Genomic DNA, 18,986 nt, shown 5'->3' with positions numbered 1-18,986 from the left:
CAAACCTCTGTGGTGCCCCGTCTCCTATCCCACCTCCCCCCCTCACCTTCCGCACAAGCCGCTCTTCCGCGCCCACCACCACCCCGGGGGGGGGGGGGGGGCGCCCCCCCCCAAACCCCCCAACTACCCCACCCGCACCCCCAACTCCCCCGCAAACACCCCCGCAAGCTCAAGCAACTGCACAGGACTGATCACCGCCCCCGCCAACCGATCCACCCCCCGCGCGAACCCCAACTCCGCAGCCCGCCGAAAATCCACATCCCGAAGACTCGCCGCACTGAAGTCCGCCCCCTTCAGCGAACAGTCCACGAACTCCACCCGCTCCAGCACCGCACCCCCGAAGTCCGGCTCCACCAGCACGCACCCCTCGAAGACGACATCCTTCAGCTTCGCCTTCCTCAAGTTCAGATAGTCGATCTTCCCGCCCCGCACGAGCACCCGCTCCAGCACGGCCCCGTGCAACTGCACCCCGCCCAGCCGGGCATCGACCAGCTCCACATCACGCAGCGTCGACTCGGCGAGGTTCGTGCCGACACCCCGAATGCCCGTGAGGACCGAGTCGAGCAAGCGGGCGTGATGCAGCCCGGTCTCGTCCAGCACGCACCCCGTCAGCGCGCAGTCCATGAACCGGGCGCCCCCGCCGTCCTGCCCGGCGAAGTCGGCGTCCCGGAACTCCAGCCCGTCGTAGTCCCCGTCAACCGCCAGCTCCCCACCCCGGAACGGCTCCAGCACAGGCAACCGCACCTCAGGCCGCCGCGCCCCCTTGACCCCGTCCCCGGAACCCCCCGTACCGCCCGCTCGCCTCACCATGCCCCCATCCTGCACCCCACCACTGACAACCGCCCCGACCTGCGAAAACGCACCCCATGTCACATTCCACCCCCCTCAACCAGTCGTACTCCCGGAAACCGAAAAGCAGAAAGCCGCCCACCCGAGGGAGACCGAGAAGATGCACCCGCCCCGCACCCCCCGTACCCCCCGCACCCCCCTCACCGTCATCGGCGGCGGCTTCGCCGGCCTCACCGCCGCCATCGCCGCCGCCGAAGCAGGCGCCAAGGTCACCGTGTACGAGGCCCACCACACCCTCGGCGGCCGGGGCCGCACCGCCGAGGGGCCGTACCGTACGAACGACGGCCCGCACGCCCTCTACAGCGGCGGCCCGCACTGGACCTGGCTCACCCGCCGCGACCTGATCGGACCGCTCGCCCCGCTCCCACCCCTCGAAGCCGCCCGCTTCCACTTCCGCCACCAGGGCGCCCTGCGCCGCACCCCACCCCTCGCCATGCTCAAGCTGCTGCGCCGCAGCGCCCAACAGGCGCCCCAGGACATCGACTTCATGACCTGGGCCACCGACCAGGCAGGCGAGAAGGGCGCCGTCGCCGCCGCGCACTACTCCGCCGTCGCCCTCTTCCACCACGACCCCGGCTCCCTGTCCGCGGCCTTCGTACAGGAACGGCTGCGCCGCGCCGCCGCCCTGCCACCCGAGGCCCACTACCCGCGCGGCGGCTGGGCCAGCGTGATCGACCGGATGGCCGCCCGCGCCTGGAACCTGGGCGTACGGGTCGAGACCCTGTCCCGCGTCGACACGCTCCCCACCGACACACCCGTCATCGTCGCCACCTCCCTCGACGCCGCCCGGCGCCTCCTGGGCGACGACACCCTCACCTGGACCGGCGCCCGTACGGTCCTCCTCGACCTCGCCGTACGCACCCGGCGCGGCGACCCCTTCGTCGTCTCCGACCTGGACGCACCCGGCTGGCTGGAACGCTTCACCGCGCAGGACCGCACCCTCGCCCCCGCCGGCGAGCAGCTCCTCCAGGGCCAGTTCCCGATCGCCCCGCACGCCTCCCGAGCCGAGGGCGTCGCCCGCGCCGAGGAGCTCCTCGACCTGGCGTTCGACGGCTGGCGCGAACGCGTCACCTGGCGCCGCGAGGCCACCGCGAACGGCCGTACCGGCGCGGTCGACCTGCCGGGTACGAGCTGGCGCGATCGCCCCGCGATCGAACGCGGCGACAACATCTACCTGGCGGGCGACCAGGTGGCGGCCCCCGGCGTCCTCGCGGAGGTCTCCTTCAACAGCGCGCTGACCGCCGTATCACTGGCCCTGGGCAACCGAAGCATCCACGGCCGCCCCAACCCCCTTGACCTGAAGCATGCTTGAGGTTGAATAGTAGGGGCTCCTGAGGCGCAGCACGACACCAAACCCAGCCACACCGCACCTCTCACCACCACGCCTCCCGCCACCCCACCTGAGGACCCCTCATGCACGCCATCCGCCTGCACACCTTCGGCCCCGCCGAAAACCTCGTCCACGAACAAGTGGACGACCCGATCCCCGGCCCCGGCGAGGTCCGCATCGCCGTCGCCGCGGCCGGAGTGCACCTCCTGGACGCGGCCCTGCGCGAGGGCATGACAGGCCCGGCACCGGAGCCCGCCAAACTCCCGACCATCCCCGGCCGCGAGGTCGCCGGCACCGTCGACGCCCTGGGCGAGGGCACCCCGCGACTGTGGCTCGGCAAACGCGTCGTAGCCCACCTCGGCTTCCGGCCCGGCGGATACGCCGAACTCGCCGTCACCGGCATGGAACGCCTGCACGAAATCCCGGCCGGCCTCGACTTCGCCCAGGCCGTCGCCATGATCGGCACAGGGCGTACGGCGATGGGCATCCTGCAGTTCACCGACCTCGGCCCCGACTCCGTGGCCGTCGTCCCGGCCGCCGCCGGAGGAATCGGCACCCTGCTCGTGCAGTACGCCCGGCACACCGGCGCCACCGTGATCGGCCTCGCCGGGGGCCCGGCGAAAACGGCCCTAGTCGCGGCGAACGGCGCCGACCTCGCCGTCGACTACACGGATCCCGCCTGGCCGGACAAGGTACGCGCGTATCTCGGCGGCCGCACCGCGACCGTCGTCTTCGACGGCGTCGGCGGCGACATCGCCCGCGAGGCCACCGCCCTCCTCTCCCCCACCGGACAACACCTCGTCTTCGGCTGGTCCGCAGCCGGCATCCACACCGGCGGCCCCCTCCTCATCGAGGGCCTCTCCCAACAGGTCCTCGGCCCGGAAATGCTGGCGAAAGCAGGCGGCCCCAACCCCCTGCGCACCCTGGAACTACGCGCCCTCACCGAAGCCGCCACCGGCCGCCTGACCCCCGCGGTACACCGCTTCCCCCTCGCCGAGGCAGCCACCGCCCACCGAGCCCTCGAAAACCGCGGCACAACGGGCAAAGTAATCCTGGAGCCGTAACAGACCGCCACGGAGGGGGCCGGCGCAGCCGCCCCCGCCAGGGGCGCGGGGAACTGCGCGACCAACCACAACGCACCCGCACCCGCACCCGCCAACCCACAGCGCCCCCGAGCTAAAGGCGCCCCCACTTACCACCCAGCCCCTATCTCCCAGCCACCCGATCCGCCACCCTGGCCAGCCGAGACGACCGCTCCCCACCCCCCACCGACTCCCGCCGATCCGCCGCCCGATACGTCGCATACAGCCCCCGCACGCCCAACCACCGCAACGGCTCCGGCTCCCACTTCCGCACCCGATGCCCCACCCACGGCAGACCGGTCAGCTCCGTACGACCGCCCTGCCCCGAATCCAGCAGCACCAGATCCCGCAACGTCCGCGCCGCCAGATTGGCCGTGGCGACCCCCGAACCCACGTAACCCCCCGCCCACCCCAGCCCCGTCGACCGGTCCAGCGTCACTGTGGCGCACCAGTCCCGCGGCACCCCCAACACCCCCGACCAGGCGTGCGCGATCCGCACATCACCCAGCGAAGGGAAGAAACGCACCAGGATCTCCCGCAACGCCTCCACCGTCGCCCCCTGCGTACGCCCGTCGTTGTCCGTCCGCGAGCCGAACCGGTACGGCACCCCGCGCCCGCCCAACGCGATCCGCCCGTCCTCGGTCCGCTGCGCGTACATGTACGCGTGCGCCATGTCGCCCAGCACCTCCCGGCCCGCCCAGCCGACCGACTCCCACTGCGCGTCCGTCAACGGCTCCGTCGCGATCATCGACGAGTTCATCGGCAGCCAGGTCCGCCGCTGACCCTTCAACGACGCCGTGAAACCCTCCGTACAGCGCAGCACATACGGCGCCCGAACCGTCCCGTACGGCGTGACCGCGTGCCGCCCCCGGATCTCCGTGACCGGCGTCCCCTCGTGAACGACGACACCCAGCGCCTCAACGGCCGCCGCGAGCCCCTTGACCAGCTTCACCGGATGCACCCGGGCCCCGTGCGGCGTCCACGACGACCCGAGAGCACCAGCCACCCGCACCCGCTCGGCCGTCGCACCGGCGCCGTACAACTCACGGTCGTCCTCCCCGTACGACACCTCCACCTCGTGGAAGTCCCGCAGGCGTGCCAACTGGGCAGGCGTGTACGCGACCTCCAGCACCCCGCCCCGGCGGATGTCGGCGTCGAACCCCTCCTCCCCCGCCACCCGAACGACCTCCCCCACGGTGTCGTTCATGGCCCGCTGAAGCCGCACCGCCGCCTCCCGACCATGCAACCGGGCATACCGGTCCCGCCCCGCGATCCCGTTGTACAGCCAGCCCCCATTGCGCCCCGAAGCCCCGTACCCGCAGAACTCCTTCTCCAGGACGACGATCCGCAGAAAGGGAGCCGCCTTCTTCAGGTAGTAAGCCGACCACAACCCCGTGTAGCCGCCCCCGACGATCACGACATCCGCCGTCACATCCCCGTCAAGACGCGCCCGCACCTCCGGCAGACCGTCCTGCGCGTACCAGAAGGAAACCCGGCCGTTGACGGCCCCAGCACCCACACCCGAACCGCCATTCGCGCTGCTCATAGCGCCGGACGCTAACGCCTCAACGCCCCCACTGTCTCCTTCGGATTCCACACCTCACGCCCCCTCCGACGCGTCAACGGCCAGCAGGCGAACCCGATCAGCGCCGCGGTGAAGTGCCCCAGATCCGTGAACGTCCGCGAGACGACCAACGGCACCCCGTACACGACAAGAACCCCCACCGCATACACATACCGCCACGGCCGGGCGAGCCGGTACGTCAGTACGGCCACCACCCCCGCCAGCCCGTAACTCACCCCGAAATCCATCGTGTCCGCCGCCGACGCCGGCGCCGACCCGTCCCGGATCGCCCGCCACACCGCCCCCTGGCTCACCAACGTCGCCAGCACATGCGCGCTCACCCACACCACCAGCCAACGCACGGTCCCCAACCACCGCTCGACCTGCGCGTGAAACACCGAATACAACACCAGATACGGAGTCCACCACCCGTCGATCCACATCGCACTGGAGATCAACACCCGCACCGGATGGTCCGACAACTCATTGATGTTCGTCGAACGCTGCCGCAGGAACTCCTCCTGGAACTCCGCCGACATGAGATGCACGGCCACCGTCGTGAAGAACAGGACGAGCAGCCACACATAGGTGCCCGGAGCACTACGAACGTAAGCCCACACCCCGCGCGGACCCGCCGAAAATCGCATGCCCCAATTTACGCACGCACATACAGTCGCCACGTGACCCGCATCCGCGTCCCCGACGAACTTGCCGCCACACAGCTCAAGTACAACGGGGAGGCGGGCCGCGCCTTCATCACCGCGCTTCCCGCCCGCACAGCCGACTTCCTCGACCACTGGAACCTACGCGTCGACGGCCCGGCCATGCACGGCGTGACAGCCCTCGTCCTCCCCGTCGTCCGCGCCGACGACACCCCGGCCGCCCTCAAACTCCAACTCCTCGACGCCGAAAGCGAAGGCGAACCAACCGCCCTCCGCCTCTGGAACGGCAACCACGCCGTACGCCTCCTGGACCACGACCCCACCACGGGCACGCTGCTCCTGGAACGCCTCGACCACACCCGGATGCTGTCCCACCACCCCGACGCCCACGAGGCCACCCAGGTCATAGCCGACCTCCTGGCCCACCTCACCTCCGTACCAGCCCCACCGGGCATCCGCACCCTCGGCGACATCGCGACACGCATGCTGAACGAGACACCACAGGCCCTGCGCCACCTCCCGGCGGCCCCCGAGACCCGCACCCTCCTCCAGGACTGCGCGTCAGCCCTGCGCGAAGTGGCCCCCGACCCCGGCGACCGCCTCCTGCACTGGGACCTCCACGACGAGAACGTCCTGGCCGCCCACCGCGCCCCCTGGCTGGCCATCGACCCGAAACCCCTCGCAGGAGACCCCGGCTTCGACCTCTGGCCGGCCCTCGACAACCGCTTCGACCCCGACGACATCACCTGGCGCTTCGAAGCCCTCACGGCCACCCTGTCCCTCGACCGCGAACGCGCACGCGCGTGGACCCTCGCCCGAGTACTCCAGAACGCCCTGTGGACCATCAAGGACGGCGACCCCCTGAACACCCAGAACCTGGAACTCGCCCACCGCCTACGCCACCTCACAAACAAAAAGCCCAGGTCAGCGGGGAGCTGACCTGGGCGTTTGAGCCCCCTATCGGATTCGAACCGATGACCTGCTGTTTACAAGACAGCCGCTCTGGGCCGGACTGAGCTAAGGAGGCACCGCGCGCACGACAACGCCGTACGCAGAGGCGAGTCCACTGTACACAGAGCGCGATCCTCTGGACCACGGAGTTCGTGGTGGGCCTCGACCTCGAAAACCAACCGTAACCATCCGAGCATCCGTTCGTTGATCGCTCTGACGTGCTGTTCCGAAGATCGGTCGCCGGGGAGGGATTCATGGGGAAGCCGGGGGAGTGGGCGGAGAAGCCGAGGCCGGAAGCGGTGACCGGCGAGGAAGCCGAGCGGATCAAGCGCGAGGACCTCGGTATCGGCGCCCGCCGCAAGCACCACCAGCGCGCGGCGACGCCGCTGAAGGCACACGTCAAGGAACCGGATACGCAGCACCGTCTGTACCGCTTCCGCTTCTATCCGAACGCCGAGCAGGCGGAGCAGCTGGCGAAGACGTTCGGTGCCTGTCGTTGGGTCTACAACGAGGGGCTGGCGCTTCGGTCCGGGGCCTGGGAGCGGCTTCGGGTGAATGTGGGGTTCGCGGAGTCGTGCCGGGCGTTGACGGGGTGGAAGCGGGCGGAGGGGACGGCGTGGCTCGGGGAGGTGTCGTCGGTTGTGCTTCAGCAGTCGTTGCGGCATCTCGATCAGGCGTTTGGGCGGTTCTTCAAGGGGTCTGGGAAGCATCCTCAGCGGAAGCGGAAGGGGCGGTCGCGGGATTCGGCGACGTATGTGCGTACGGGGTTCAGGTGGGTCGAGGATCCGGAGCGGCCGGGTACGGGGTCGATCACGTTGGCGAAGCAGTCGGGGCCGCTGGATGTTCGTTGGTCGCGGGCGCTGCCTGTGGGGGTCGTTCCGGTGCGTTTGTCGGTGACGCGGGATAGGGCCGGGCGCTTCTTCGTCTCGACGCTTGTGGAGGAGCGGATCAGTCCTCTCCCCGCTGCCTTTGTGTCGGGTTCGCGGGCTCCGAAGGCGGTGGGGCTGGATCTGGGGCTGGCGTCGCTCGTCACTCTCGACGACGGGACGAAGGTTGATCATCCGCGTCTGTTGAGGCGGTACGCGGAGAAGTTGGCGAGGTTGCAGCGGGAGCTGCACAGGAAGGTGAGGGGTTCGGCGAACCGGGACAGGGTTCGGCGGAAGATCGCGCGTCTTTACGCGCTCATCGGTGACGTTCGCAGGGACATGTTGGACCAGTTCACGACCCGCCTGGTGCGCGAGAACCAAGTGCTCGTGGTGGAGGATCTGGCCGTTGGGAACCTGTTGCGTCCGGCGCGTGGCAAGGGTCGTCGGCGGAAGGCGAAGCTGAACGAGGCGATCGTCGATGCCGGGTGGGGCGAGTTGTTGCGGCAGTTGCGGTACAAGTGCGAGTGGTACGGCCGGACGCTGGTGATCGTCGACCGGTTCTTCCCGTCGACGCGGCGTTGTTCCGCCTGTCACACCAAGGGTCCGAAGTTGGATGTCTCGGTGCGGGAGTGGACGTGTGGCGAGTGCGGGGTCGTCCATGACCGGGATGTGAATGCGGCTGTCAACCTTCGGGACGAGGGGCTGCGGCTGTATTGGCTGGTGGCGGCCGTGCTACCGCCCACGAAGAAGGTGCCGACGTTGATCAGGGCATCGGACTTGGAGAACTGCTTGCTGGCCGCTTAGCGGCGCCGGGTGATACGGACCGACGGGCCGTCGGCCGGAATGCCTGTGGAGCGCGTGTAAGACCGTTCGGGCGCAGTTCACAAGGACTGTGTGCGTCGGCGGTGCGTGATGAAGCAGGAAGCCTCACGGCAAGGTCAAAAGTGAGTTGCTCTGCCCGTTCCAAGAGGTCGCGCAGGTAGGCGGTCGGGGACAGGCACGGTTCCGTGATCATGGAGTTGTGACGCGCTGTGAGCGCCTGCGCTGCATCAAGGCTGACCGAACCGCTGTGGGAACGGCTGGGGTGGTGGCATCCCGGCGGTGGTCGCGGGCGTCGACGCGTCGTAGCCGGGAGCGGCTGCTCGTAGGGCGGCGGTCAGGTAGCGGTGAATGATGTCCAGTTCGCCCGGGGTGAAGCCCTCGGTCGCCTCGACCAGGTTGGCGATGAGCGGGCCGAAGAAGGACCGACCCAGTTCCACGGCTTTCTGCTCGACCGTCAGCACGACGCGTCGTCGGTCGTTTTCATCGCGCCTGCGGCGGACGAGCCCCAGGCGCTCCAGCCGGTCCAGCAGGGCAGTGGTGCCGGCCGAGTTGAGCCGCAGCGCCGCACCGAGGCGTCCCGGGGTGACGTCGGTACCCGCCCGATCGGCGTCAAGCAGATGGATGAGGGCCCGCAGATCGGTCGGGTGCAGACCGTTTCGCGCGGCGAACTCGGCGCCGCGCAGATCGAGTTCCACGGTCACTGCGCGCAGGAGATGGACCGGCCGCATCGCGGGGTTGTTGTCATCACTCACCGGGCTACTATCTCGCCAAGCGAGATACTTGGTCAACGAGACGATTCCCCGGGGGGTTTCACCGTGTCCTCATCTCAAGAGTTCTTCGCGGCTTACGACGCACTGCTCGCCCGCTGGCCCGCCGGTACCGCCGAGATCGACATCCCCACCCCGTACGGGACCACCCGTGTCCACGCCTACGGCCCCGCTGCCGCCACTCCAGTCCTCCTTCTGCACGGCGGCGGTTCCACCGGCGCGGTCTGGTTCGCCAATGCCTCAGCTCTTGGCACGCACCACCGGGTACTGGCCGTCGACATCCTGGGTGATGCGGGACACAGCGTCCCCGGCGGGCGCCCGCTGCGTACAACCACCGACCTGATGGCCTGGTTGGACGCGCTGCTCGACGGCCTCGCCGTGTCCCGCACGCACCTGCTGGGCCACTCCTACGGCGGCTGGATCGCCCTGAACTATGCCCTGCACGCCGCGCGGCGAGTCGATCGGCTGGTACTGCTCGACCCGACCCAGTGCTTCGCCAACTTCCGCCCGGGTTTCCTGCTGCGCTCGCTGCCGATACTGCTGCGCCCGACGCGAGCCCGCGCTCACGCCTACCTGGACCGCGAGACCGCAGGGACCGACACCGACCTGGGCTGGAAGCGGCTCTATGCCTTGGCGGTCTCGGGCTTCGCGAACCGGAAACTGGTCGTTGGCCGCCGACCGGACCCCACGGCACTGAGCGTTCCGCTCCTGGTCCTTCTCGCCGGCCGCAGCGACGCCCATGACGCCGCCAAAGTCGCAGCCTGCGCCCGCAAAGCCGTACCGGACGCCCAGATCGAGATCCTCGCCGAACTCACCCACTTCGCCATGCCCACCGCCATGCCCACCCGGACGAACCACCGGATCACCGACTTCCTGGCAGACGACCTGGAGAAGCAGGCCGCCCCGGGCGCGGTTTGAAGGAAATCAAGCGGAGCGGACTGCGCCGAGGCCATTCGGCGGCTCCATCCACACTGGGGGTGAAGGTTCGTGGTCGTTCACGGTCGGTGCTTGGGGGCCCTCCCAGCCTTCTCCACCTGTGGTGCCTTCGTGATCGATCCGTCGACAGCGATCTGGTCCAGGTACCCGGCCGACGATGCGGTCGTACGTCTCCAGGGCGATGTGCCGGAGTTGAGCGAAGACACCCCCAGCTAGCGGGTGAGTCGGATCGTCAAGGCACCGGTCTCCCGGTTGATCACAGAGCGTCGCAAATCCATGATCGCCAAGCCTGTGCCTGTTCTGCTCCCGAGGTACTCCATCGCGGCCACTTGCGCGAGCTCTAAGTTTCGGCTCGAAAATTTCCGCGAAGTTCACACTCCCCCACCTACTGACAGAAGTCGAAACCCCAGGTACCGTCCTGGTTCAGTCCGCATACGTGGACTACACCACCTTCCACTACGGATCGTCCGGCACGTTCCTGCCGGTGAAGGGGGCCTAGTACCCATGGCCACTGTTACGTTCGACAAGGCGACCCGCATCTACCCGGGCACCGAGAAGCCCGCCGTCGATGGTCTGGACATCGAGGTCGGGGACGGCGAGTTCCTCGTTCTCGTCGGTCCGTCCGGTTGCGGCAAGTCCACCTCGCTCCGCATGCTCGCTGGGCTCGAGGACGTGAACGCCGGCGCCATCCGCATCGGTGACCGCGACGTCACGCACCTGCCGCCGAAGGACCGGGACATCGCCATGGTGTTCCAGAACTACGCGCTGTACCCGCACATGACCGTCGCCGACAACATGGGCTTCGCGCTCAAGATCGCCGGCGTCAACAAGGCCGAGATCCGCCAGAAGGTGGAGGACGCGGCCAAGATCCTCGACCTCACCGACTACCTCGGCCGCAAGCCGAAGGCCCTCTCGGGTGGTCAGCGTCAGCGTGTCGCCATGGGTCGCGCCATCGTGCGTGAGCCCCAGGTGTTCCTCATGGACGAGCCGCTGTCGAACCTCGACGCCAAGCTCCGTGTGTCGACGCGTACGCAGATCGCGTCGCTGCAGCGCCGTCTCGGCATCACCACCGTGTACGTCACCCACGACCAGGTCGAGGCCATGACCATGGGTGACCGCGTGGCCGTGCTGAAGGACGGTCTGCTCCAGCAGGTCGACTCCCCGCGCAACATGTACGACCGTCCCGCGAACCTCTTCGTGGCCGGCTTCATCGGCTCCCCGGCCATGAACCTGGTCGAGGTCCCGATCACCGACGGCGGTGTGAAGTTCGGCAACTCGGTCGTCCCGGTCAACCGCGAGGCCCTCAAGGCCGCCGCCGACAAGGGTGACACCACCGTCACGGTCGGCGTCCGCCCCGAGCACTTCGACATCGTCGAGCACAACGGTGCCGCCGCCAGCGCGCTGTCCAAGGACACCGAGGACGCCCCGGCCGGTCTCGCCGTCACCGTGAACGTCGTCGAGGAGCTCGGCGCCGACGGTTACGTCTACGGCAGCGCCAAGGTCGGCGACGACCTCAAGGACCTGGTCGTCCGTGTCAGCGGCCGTGCCGTCCCGGACAAGGGCGCCACGCTGCACGTCGTGCCGCGTCCGGGCGAGACCCACGTGTTCTCGACCTCCACGGGCGCGCGCCTCACCGACTGAGACGCGATCTCGATCTCGGTGTCGATCTGAACGTTGAAGGGCCCCGCGGCTTGCCGCGGGGCCCTTCGCATGCGCCTCCGCATGCGCCTCCGCATGTGCCTCCGCGTGTGCCTTCACGGACGCGCGCGTCAACGCCCTACCCAGAAAACGGCACCAATCCATCCCCCGATCGGGTGACTGAATGTCGCCATATCAGCACTGAGCGCTACCCTCACTCGCGTGAAGCACTCCACTAACCAACTGACGCGAAGTGGCCGTGGCCCCGCCCGCCGGATCGGCCGTAGCCTCGCCCTTGTCCTGCCCGTCGTCCTGGTGCTGTCCGGGACCCTCGCGGTCACCCGGGTCAACTGGTCGGGGAACCCCTCGGACTCGGTGCTCACGGCATCCTCCGAGGACTTGGCCGCCCGAGCCGCAGCGGCCCCCGAACCGCAGGACGTCCTGCGCGACCAGCTCCTCCTGGAGCTCCAGGACAAGGACCCCGGGACCGCCCTCACCCACCTCCAGCAGGCGGTGAACGGCAAGCCGGCTCTGGCAAGGCACTGCACCTCGATCGCCCGCGCCCTGGGCCGAGCAGCCGTCCGCATGTACGGCCCGTCACGAGCCCAGTCCTACGCCCGCCCGGTCTGCGACACATCTTTCGCCACAGGAGTAGCAGCGGCCCACAGCTAACCGCGAAGCCCCCGGAGGCGCCGCGCAGAGGCTGCCCTCCCGCGCCCCTGGAGGCGCCCCGCAGGGGCAGCCTCCAGGGGCGCGGGGAACTGCGCGCCCAGCCCCCACCGAGCCGCAGATCCCCACGCACACCCACCCCCCCCACCTCCCCCGCCAAACCCGCGGAGCGCCCCGTACAGTTCGATTCATGACCGATCCGAACGCCACGACGCGCCCCACCCAGGCCGTGGTCCTCGCCGGCGGCCAAGGCTCCCGGCTCCGCCCGTACACCGACGACCGGCCCAAGCCGATGGTCGAGATCCCCGGCACGGGGACGCCGATCATCGGCCATCAGCTCGTCTGGCTCGCCGAGGAGGGCGTGACGGATGTCGTCGTCAGCTGTGGTCATCTCGCCGAGGTGCTGCAGAAGTGGCTCGCGTCCGCTGAGCTGCCGCTGAACGTCACGACGGTCGTCGAGACGGAGCCCCTCGGCCGTGGCGGCGGCCTCAAGTACGCCGCCGCGCACCTCCCCGCTCCGGACCAGCCCTGGTATGCCACCAACGGTGACATCTGGACCCGTTTCTCGCTGCGCGAGATGGCCGACTTCCACGCGGAGCGGGACGCCGTGGCGACTCTCGCGCTGGCCCGGCCGCGGCTGCCGTGGGGTGCCGTGCAGACGGACGGCTTCGGTCACATCACGGACTTCATAGAGTCCCCTCCGTCGACGTTCGAGATCAACGCGGGGGTGTACGTCTTCTCCTCCGAGTTCGCCGCCCTGCTCCCGGAGCGCGGCGACCACGAACGTACGACGTTCCCTCACCTGGCCCGCGAGCTGCGTCTGGCCGGTTTCCCGATCCCGCACGGTGCCTACTGGCGTGCCATCGACACCGCGAAGGACCTCACGGAGGCGGCGAAGGAGCTTGCGACGCTGGGGCGTTGAGCGGCCGGTTCGCCAACGACCTCCCAACCACCTTCGTACGTACGTGAAATGGGGCCCCGCGCTGAGTAGCGCGGGGCCCCGTCCATGTAACCGCCGGGCTCAGGCGGGTTGTTGCTAGCCCAGGAGCCCGCCGACCAGTCCCGGCTGGCCCGTGGAGGAGCCGCCGCCGGTGCTGCTGTCGCCGGTGCTGCCGGTGCTGCCGCCCGTGGAGCCACCGTTGGTGCCGCCGGGGGTGCCCGTACTGCCGCCGCCGCCCGACGAGGACGGGCCGGTGCTGGTGCTGGGCGCCTGCTGGACCGGGGTGGTCTGCTGCGGCGGGGCCTGGCCGACGGTGCCCTGGGTCTGGCTGGGCCGGCTGCCGGTGACGCTGCCGCTCTCGCGGGCCTCCTGGGGGGTGCTCTCCGCGCCGCTGGTCGCGGGGGCGGCCGAAGTGGCGCTCTGGGTCGGGGACTTGGTGGCCGCCGAGGGGCTCTTCGAGGCGCGGTGTTCGCCGGACTCCGCCGGGAGCGGGGAGCCGGGGAGTTCGTTGCGCGGGGCCTCGCCGGGGCCGGGGGCGACCACGCGGTCGGCGTCACGGACGGCGCCGCCGAGGAGCGAGCCGATGAGGAGCGTGAGTCCGATGACGACGGCGGTGACGAGGGCGCCGCGGCGCAGGACGTAGGCGCGCAGCTCCCAGATGTCCGTCCGGGGGCCGAGCCGGCGCCAGGCGCTGCCGGCGAGGCGGCCGTCGATGGAGTAGACGGGGGCGCCGGCGATGATCAGCGGTGACCAGGCGGCGAGGTAGATGATGTCGGGGGCGTCGTAGACGGGGACGCTCTTCCAGCTGACGGTGACGAGCAGTGCGCCGGAGAGAAGGGCGCCGCCGACCGCGGCGACGCGCTGCCACAGGCCGAGGACCGTGAGGACTCCCACGACGACCTGGAGGAAGGCGATGACGAGTCCGGAGCCGACGGGGTGCTGGAGGGCGAACTGCCGTAGTGGCTCGGCGACTTCCCAGGGGTGCAGGGTGTTGAGCCACTTCATCATGGAGCCGCGTTTGCCGCCGTCGAAGTAGACGGGGTCGCAGAGTTTGCCCATGCCGGCGTAGATGGAGATGAAGCCGAGGAAGATGCGCAGCGGGAGCAGGACGACGCCGAGGTTCATGCGGCGGCCTGGGTAATAGGCGTGCCGTACGTGGTCGTTGGCGTGGCGCTTGCGTCGTCCGTCGGCGTCCCGGTCGTGGGCTTCGTCGCCGTCGTAGCCGAACTCGTCGTCTCCGTAGCCGTGTTGGCCGTATCCGGAGTCGGCGTAGCCGGCTTCCTCGTATGCGCTGCCGGTGGTGCGCATATTGGGGAGGAGGCGGCCGGTGTCGGAGCCGTGGGTGCGCTGGCTGCCGACGATGGGGGTCTCGACGGTCTGGTCGAGGGTGCTGCCGGCGTAGTCGAGTTCGTCGTCGATTCGGGGGATGACCTGGGTCGCTCCGGCGTCGGCGGCCGGCGGCTGTTCGCCGTGGCGCACGCTGGAGCCCCGGACGGCCTGGAGCAGGCGGTGTGCGCCGGTGTCGTCGGGCGCCGACCTGCCGCTCCAGACGACGGGCGCCCGGCGTCGGCCGGCCGTGGCGCCGCCGGCGCCGACGACGGGAATGCGCGCCGTGTCCTCGGAGGCGCCGAGGTGCCGGGCGACGCGGGACGACGGTGCCGCCCGCCGCGTCGAGGCCCCCAACTGCACGCGGAAACTCGCATGGTTGACGATGACCTGCGCCGGATCGCTCGGCACCTTCACCATGCTCAGCGCGGGAGCGTCGTCGTATCCCGACGAGCGGTCCCCCGTGGGTGTGCGGGGTGTTCTGGTGTCCACACTCATCTAACCGAGTGACGTGACGTTAGGACACTGCTTTGACTTGGCGGATGTGTCCGGGCCGCGTCAAGGTCACGTCACCCGCCCGGCCTCACCCGTACGGGTGAGGGTGGGCACGTGTGTTCAGGCGCGTCGGCGGGCCGCTTCGTACAGCACGATCCCGGCGGCGACACCGGCGTTGAGGGACTCGGTGCCGCCGGGCATCGGGATCCGGACGAGGTGGTCGCAGGTCTCCCCGACGAGCCGGGACAGCCCCTTGCCCTCGCTGCCGACGACGATGACGACGGGCCCGCCGAGGGCGGTGAGGTCACCGAGTTCGGCGTCCCCGTCGGCGGCGAGACCGACGACGAGGATGCCGGCCTTCTGGTACGACTCCAGGGCGCGCGTCAGGTTGGTGGCGCGGGCGACGGGCGTACGGGCGGCGGCGCCGGCGGACGTCTTCCAGGCACCGGCGGTCATCCCGGCGGCGCGCCGCTCGGGCACGACGACGCCGTGGCCGCCGAAGGCGGAGACGGAACGGACGACGGCGCCGAGGTTGCGCGGGTCGGTGACGCCGTCGAGGGCGACGATGAGGGGGTCCTCACCGTTGTCGTAGGCGGCGTTCGCGAGGTCCTCGGGGTGCGCGTACTCGTACGGCGGGACCTGGAGGACGAGGCCCTGGTGGTTGAGGCCGTTGGTCATCCGGTCGAGTTCGGGGCGGGGGGCCTCCATGAGGTGGATCCCGCCGCGCTCGCCGACCAGCTGGAGGGCCTCGCGCACGCGCTCGTCGTTGTCGATGAACTGCTGGACGTAGAGCGTGGAGGCGGGGACGCCCTCGCGGAGTGCCTCGACGACGGAGTTGCGTCCGACGACGAGTTCGGAGGAGGCCTTTCCGCCGCGCCCCTTGGGTGCGGGCCGCCGCTGGAGCTGCTTGGCCTTGGCTCCGGCAATACGGTTCTTCTTGTGTCCCTTGCGCATCTCGGCGGGCGGGGTCGGGCCCTTGCCCTCGAGCCCCCGGCGCCGCTGGCCGCCACTGCCGACCTGCGCGCCCTTCTTGCCGGACATGCGGCGGTTGTTAGCGGCCATGACCTACCTGTCTGTGTGGTGACGTGCGTGTGTACGTCTATGAGTGTGCCGCCCGGAGACCCGGGCGGCACAATCGATCAAGAAGATGCACGTATTTGTGGTGATTTGATCAGCGCGGGCCGAGGGTCCAGCGCGGTCCCTGCGGGCTGTCCTCGATGACGAGCCCCGACTGGTTGAGCTGGTCGCGGATGGCGTCGGCGGTACCCCAGTCCTTGCGTCCGCGCGCGGCCTCGCGCTGGTCGAGGACGAGGCGTACGAGGCTGTCGACGACGCCGTGCAGATCCTCGCCCCGGTCGGCGCCCTCCCCGGCCCAGTGCGGGTCGAGGGGGTCGAGGCCGAGGACGCCGAGCATGGCGCGCACCTCGGCGAGGCGGGCGACGGCGGCTTCCTTGTCGTCGGCGGCGAGGGCGGAGTTGCCCTGCCTGACGGTGGTGTGGACGACGGCGAGGGCCTGCGGCACGCCCAGGTCGTCGTCCATGGCCTCGGCGAAGGCGGGCGGCACCTCGGCGGAGGGCTCGACGACGCCGCCGGCCTTCTCGATGACGCGCTGCACGAAGCCCTCGATGCGGGCGAACGCCGACTCGGCCTCGCGCAGGGCCTCTTCGCTGTACTCGATCATCGAGCGGTAGTGCGGGGTGCCGAGGTAGTAGCGCAGGACGATGGGCCGCCAGGCCTTGACCATCTCGCTGACGAGGACGGAGTTGCCGAGGGACTTCGACATCTTCTCGCCGCTCATGGTGACCCAGGCGTTGTGCAGCCAGTAGGCGGCGAAGTCGTCGCCGAAGGCCTTGGCCTGGGCGATCTCGTTCTCGTGGTGCGGGAAGATCAGGTCGAGGCCGCCGCCGTGGATGTCGAAGGCGGAGCCCAGGTACTTGTGGGCCATGGCCGAGCACTCGAGGTGCCAGCCGGGCCGTCCCCGCCCCCAGGGCGTCTCCCAGCTCGGCTCGCCCGGCTTGACGGCCTTCCACATGGCGAAGTCACGGGAGTCGCGCTTGCCGGTCTCGCCGTCCGAGGAGGGCTGGAGCAGGTTGTCGAGCTCCTGGTTGGACAGCTGCAGGTAGCCGGGGAAGGAGCGCACGTCGAAGTAGACGTTGCCGTCGGCCTCGTAGGCGTGTCCGCGCTCGATGAGGCCGCGCATCATCTCGACCATCTCGGTCACATGCCCGGTGGCACGCGGCTCGTAGGTCGGGGGCAGGCAGCCGAGCGCGTGGTAACCGTCGTTGAAGGCCCGCTCGTTCTCGAAACCGATGGACCACCAGGGCCGCCCCTGTTCGGCGGCCTTGTTGATGATCTTGTCGTCGATGTCGGTGACGTTGCGGATGAAGGTGACGTCGTAGCCGCGGTAGGTGAACCAGCGGCGCAGGATGTCGAAGTTGAGCCCGGACCGGATGTGCCCGATGTGCGGGGCGGCCTGCACGGTGGCGCCACAGAGGTAGATCGAGACACAACCCGGTGTGAGCGGGGCGAAGTCACGGATCTGCCGGGCGCTGGTGTCGTACAGGCGAATGGTCACGGGTCCAGGGTAGTGGCCGATACCGGGTGCCCCACGCCCCTTGACCACAAGGGCCACATATTCGTGACATTGCCGCCTCGGGGCCGCCCGCGGTCCGGTCTCAGCCCGTACGGGCCACCAGTGCCGTCGCCACCGCCATCAGGCCTTCTTCCCGTCCCGGAAAGCCGAGCCCGTCCGTTGTGGCGCCGGAGACCGACACCGGCGCCCCGACCGCCTCGGACAGCACCTGCTGTGCTTCCTGGCGCCGCTTGCCGATCTTCGGCCGTGGTCCCACGACCTGCACGGCGACGTTGCCGATGGTGAACCCGGCCGCCCGTACGATCCGCGCGGCCTCCGTCAGCAGTGTCACCCCGGACGCCCCGGACCACTCCGGGCGCCCGGTGCCGAAGTGCTGTCCGAGGTCACCGAGGCCGGCCGCCGAGAACAGCGCGTTGCACGCGGCGTGGGCGACCACGTCGGCGTCGGAGTGACCCGCGAGCCCCGCCCCCTCCCCCTCCCACTTCAGGCCGGCGCACCACAGTTCCCGGCCCTCCTCGAAAGCGTGAATGTCGGTACCGATGCCGACCTGGGGCAGCAGCGGCCCCGGCGCCACGGGCTCAGAAGCCATGGTTCAGCCTCCTGCGGGCGAGTACCGCCTCCGCGAGCACCAGGTCCAGCGGTCGCGTCACCTTGAACGCCTCCTCGTGGCCGGGCACGACGACGACCGGCAGGCCCAGCTGTTCCACCATGCTCGCGTCGTCGGTGACGTTCTCGGTCACCGTCTTGTGGGCCCGTACGAGGGTGTCGACGGCGAACCCCTGCGGTGTCTGGACCGCGCGGAGTCGGGCCCGCTCGGGTGTCGCCAGTACGGGTTCCGGTTCGCCATGCGTGGCGGCCGGCTCGACCTCCTTGACGGTGTCCGCGAGCGGCAGCGCGGGAACCACGGCCTGCGCGCCCTCCCGTACGGCTTCGATCACGGCGTCGACGGTGTCCACCGGTACGAGGGGGCGGGCGGCGTCGTGGACGAGGACGATGTCGATGCCGGCCGGCAGCGCGTCCAGGCCGAGTTTCACCGACTCCTGCCTGGACTCGCCGCCGGGGACGACGACGAAGTCCGTACGCTCGGGCAGCGCGTGCGCGTCGAGGAGGGTCCTGACCTCGGCGGCGCCGTCCGGCGGGGCCACGACGACGACGAGCGAGACGGCACGGGACGCGGCCATCGCGCGGACGGCGTGGACGAGCATGGGCGTGCCGTTCAGCGCGCGAAGCGCTTTGGGAGCGCCCGGGCCGAGGCGTACGCCCCGGCCGGCGGCCGGAATCACCGCGGCCGTACGTGCCCCGGGCGGTGTGGGGCGCGATTCGTCAGACATCGGTTCCTGTCAGGTTTGTGTGCCGAGCCCTCGTGGGTATGGCCTGGAAGAGTGCCGGGCGCGAGCCTCGATCGGACCCTTCCGTGACATCCGGTCGAGTCGTCTCCGGGCCCGGCGCGCCAAGTATTCAGTACTACTGGCAGACCGCGAGACAACGGCGTTCGC

At 70.0% G+C, this 18,986-nt stretch carries 17 protein-coding genes and 1 tRNA gene; 8 read left to right on the top strand and 10 right to left on the bottom strand.

Features of this window, described 5'->3' with window-relative positions:
• Nucleotides 1-123: 123 nt before the first annotated feature.
• Nucleotides 124-810: a pentapeptide repeat-containing protein gene (locus tag ABZ855_RS34570; protein WP_360813573.1), complete on the bottom strand. Its 687-nt coding sequence runs from the start codon at nucleotides 808-810 to the stop codon at nucleotides 124-126.
• Nucleotides 811-949: 139 nt separating this feature from the next.
• On the opposite strand from ABZ855_RS34570, the gene ABZ855_RS34565 reads away from it, so the two are divergent.
• Both ABZ855_RS34565 and ABZ855_RS34560 read left to right on the top strand, forming a co-directional pair.
• Complete coding sequence (locus ABZ855_RS34565) at nucleotides 950-2,161, top strand: NAD(P)-binding protein (protein WP_360813571.1); 1,212 nt, start codon at nucleotides 950-952, stop codon at nucleotides 2,159-2,161.
• Between the two features lie 101 nt (nucleotides 2,162-2,262).
• Complete coding sequence (locus ABZ855_RS34560) at nucleotides 2,263-3,243, top strand: zinc-binding dehydrogenase (protein WP_360813569.1); 981 nt, start codon at nucleotides 2,263-2,265, stop codon at nucleotides 3,241-3,243.
• Nucleotides 3,244-3,385: 142 nt separating this feature from the next.
• On the opposite strand, the gene ABZ855_RS34555 is transcribed toward ABZ855_RS34560, so the two are convergent.
• A complete protein-coding gene (locus ABZ855_RS34555) occupies nucleotides 3,386-4,807 on the bottom strand; it encodes an FAD-dependent oxidoreductase (RefSeq protein ID WP_360813567.1) in 1,422 nt (473 codons plus the stop codon).
• 11 nt (nucleotides 4,808-4,818) lie between these two features.
• Nucleotides 4,819-5,472: a rhomboid-like protein gene (locus ABZ855_RS34550; RefSeq protein WP_360813565.1), complete on the bottom strand. Its 654-nt coding sequence runs from the start codon at nucleotides 5,470-5,472 to the stop codon at nucleotides 4,819-4,821.
• 33 nt (nucleotides 5,473-5,505) lie between these two features.
• Between ABZ855_RS34550 and ABZ855_RS34545 the strand changes: the two genes are divergently transcribed.
• Nucleotides 5,506-6,426 (top strand): aminoglycoside phosphotransferase family protein, encoded by a 921-nt coding sequence (locus tag ABZ855_RS34545; RefSeq protein ID WP_360813563.1) that lies wholly within the window; start codon nucleotides 5,506-5,508, stop codon nucleotides 6,424-6,426.
• Nucleotides 6,427-6,438: 12 nt separating this feature from the next.
• On the opposite strand, the gene ABZ855_RS34540 is transcribed toward ABZ855_RS34545, so the two are convergent.
• Nucleotides 6,439-6,514: transfer RNA gene (locus tag ABZ855_RS34540), tRNA-Thr, on the bottom strand.
• 178 nt (nucleotides 6,515-6,692) lie between these two features.
• Here ABZ855_RS34540 and ABZ855_RS34535 point away from each other — a divergent pair.
• Nucleotides 6,693-8,108, top strand: a complete 1,416-nt coding sequence (locus ABZ855_RS34535; protein WP_360813590.1) for an RNA-guided endonuclease TnpB family protein — start codon at nucleotides 6,693-6,695, stop codon at nucleotides 8,106-8,108.
• A 245-nt stretch (nucleotides 8,109-8,353) separates the two neighbouring features.
• Here the strand turns inward: ABZ855_RS34535 and ABZ855_RS34530 are convergent, their stop codons facing one another.
• Nucleotides 8,354-8,854 (bottom strand): MarR family transcriptional regulator, encoded by a 501-nt coding sequence (locus ABZ855_RS34530; RefSeq protein ID WP_360813588.1) that lies wholly within the window; start codon nucleotides 8,852-8,854, stop codon nucleotides 8,354-8,356.
• Nucleotides 8,855-8,941: 87 nt separating this feature from the next.
• Between ABZ855_RS34530 and ABZ855_RS34525 the strand changes: the two genes are divergently transcribed.
• The 4 genes from ABZ855_RS34525 (at nucleotide 8,942) to ABZ855_RS34510 (ending at nucleotide 13,058) form a co-directional block, all read left to right on the top strand.
• Nucleotides 8,942-9,811: an alpha/beta hydrolase gene (locus tag ABZ855_RS34525; protein ID WP_360813561.1), complete on the top strand. Its 870-nt coding sequence runs from the start codon at nucleotides 8,942-8,944 to the stop codon at nucleotides 9,809-9,811.
• Between the two features lie 522 nt (nucleotides 9,812-10,333).
• A complete protein-coding gene (ugpC, locus tag ABZ855_RS34520; RefSeq protein ID WP_360813559.1) occupies nucleotides 10,334-11,470 on the top strand; it encodes a sn-glycerol-3-phosphate ABC transporter ATP-binding protein UgpC in 1,137 nt (378 codons plus the stop codon).
• A 219-nt stretch (nucleotides 11,471-11,689) separates the two neighbouring features.
• Nucleotides 11,690-12,139 (top strand): hypothetical protein, encoded by a 450-nt coding sequence (locus ABZ855_RS34515; protein ID WP_360813557.1) that lies wholly within the window; start codon nucleotides 11,690-11,692, stop codon nucleotides 12,137-12,139.
• 187 nt (nucleotides 12,140-12,326) lie between these two features.
• Nucleotides 12,327-13,058 carry a nucleotidyltransferase family protein gene (locus ABZ855_RS34510; RefSeq protein ID WP_360813555.1) on the top strand — a complete coding sequence of 244 codons (732 nt, stop codon included), beginning with the start codon at nucleotides 12,327-12,329 and terminating at the stop codon, nucleotides 13,056-13,058.
• 114 nt (nucleotides 13,059-13,172) lie between these two features.
• Here the strand turns inward: ABZ855_RS34510 and ABZ855_RS34505 are convergent, their stop codons facing one another.
• The 5 genes from ABZ855_RS34505 to ispD form a co-directional block, all read right to left on the bottom strand.
• The gene (locus ABZ855_RS34505) at nucleotides 13,173-14,900 is read right to left on the bottom strand and encodes a DoxX family membrane protein (RefSeq protein WP_360813553.1); all 1,728 of its coding nucleotides are present in this window, start codon (nucleotides 14,898-14,900) and stop codon (nucleotides 13,173-13,175) included.
• 117 nt (nucleotides 14,901-15,017) lie between these two features.
• Entirely contained in the window at nucleotides 15,018-15,959 is a 942-nt protein-coding gene (rlmB, locus tag ABZ855_RS34500) for a 23S rRNA (guanosine(2251)-2'-O)-methyltransferase RlmB (RefSeq protein ID WP_360813551.1), read from the bottom strand.
• Nucleotides 15,960-16,068: 109 nt separating this feature from the next.
• The gene (cysS, locus tag ABZ855_RS34495) at nucleotides 16,069-17,472 is read right to left on the bottom strand and encodes a cysteine--tRNA ligase (RefSeq protein ID WP_360813549.1); all 1,404 of its coding nucleotides are present in this window, start codon (nucleotides 17,470-17,472) and stop codon (nucleotides 16,069-16,071) included.
• Nucleotides 17,473-17,572: 100 nt separating this feature from the next.
• The gene (gene ispF, locus ABZ855_RS34490; RefSeq protein ID WP_360813547.1) at nucleotides 17,573-18,079 is read right to left on the bottom strand and encodes a 2-C-methyl-D-erythritol 2,4-cyclodiphosphate synthase; all 507 of its coding nucleotides are present in this window, start codon (nucleotides 18,077-18,079) and stop codon (nucleotides 17,573-17,575) included.
• Entirely contained in the window at nucleotides 18,069-18,821 is a 753-nt protein-coding gene (gene ispD / locus ABZ855_RS34485; RefSeq protein WP_360813545.1) for a 2-C-methyl-D-erythritol 4-phosphate cytidylyltransferase, read from the bottom strand. Before ispD ends, ispF begins: the two co-directional genes overlap by 11 nt.
• Between the last annotated feature and the right edge of the window lie 165 nt (nucleotides 18,822-18,986).

The organism is Streptomyces sp. NPDC047042, assembly GCF_040644035.1.
Classification (GTDB): Bacteria; Actinomycetota; Actinomycetes; order Streptomycetales; family Streptomycetaceae; genus Streptomyces.
This window is presented reverse-complemented; position numbering and strand designations above follow the sequence as displayed.

Coding starts and splice junctions, on each gene's coding strand:
- ABZ855_RS34570 (WP_360813573.1), bottom strand. CDS start 810: ATGGTGAGGCGAGCGGGCGGTACGGGGGGTTCCGGGGACGGGGTCAAG.
- ABZ855_RS34565 (WP_360813571.1), top strand. CDS start 950: ATGCACCCGCCCCGCACCCCCCGTACCCCCCGCACCCCCCTCACCGTC.
- ABZ855_RS34560 (WP_360813569.1), top strand. CDS start 2,263: ATGCACGCCATCCGCCTGCACACCTTCGGCCCCGCCGAAAACCTCGTC.
- ABZ855_RS34555 (WP_360813567.1), bottom strand. CDS start 4,807: ATGAGCAGCGCGAATGGCGGTTCGGGTGTGGGTGCTGGGGCCGTCAAC.
- ABZ855_RS34550 (WP_360813565.1), bottom strand. CDS start 5,472: ATGCGATTTTCGGCGGGTCCGCGCGGGGTGTGGGCTTACGTTCGTAGT.
- ABZ855_RS34535 (WP_360813590.1), top strand. CDS start 6,693: ATGGGGAAGCCGGGGGAGTGGGCGGAGAAGCCGAGGCCGGAAGCGGTG.
- ABZ855_RS34530 (WP_360813588.1), bottom strand. CDS start 8,854: ATGCGGCCGGTCCATCTCCTGCGCGCAGTGACCGTGGAACTCGATCTG.
- ugpC (WP_360813559.1), top strand. CDS start 10,334: ATGGCCACTGTTACGTTCGACAAGGCGACCCGCATCTACCCGGGCACC.
- ABZ855_RS34510 (WP_360813555.1), top strand. CDS start 12,327: ATGACCGATCCGAACGCCACGACGCGCCCCACCCAGGCCGTGGTCCTC.
- ABZ855_RS34505 (WP_360813553.1), bottom strand. CDS start 14,900: ATGAGTGTGGACACCAGAACACCCCGCACACCCACGGGGGACCGCTCG.
- rlmB (WP_360813551.1), bottom strand. CDS start 15,959: ATGGCCGCTAACAACCGCCGCATGTCCGGCAAGAAGGGCGCGCAGGTC.
- ispF (WP_360813547.1), bottom strand. CDS start 18,079: ATGGCTTCTGAGCCCGTGGCGCCGGGGCCGCTGCTGCCCCAGGTCGGC.
- ispD (WP_360813545.1), bottom strand. CDS start 18,821: ATGTCTGACGAATCGCGCCCCACACCGCCCGGGGCACGTACGGCCGCG.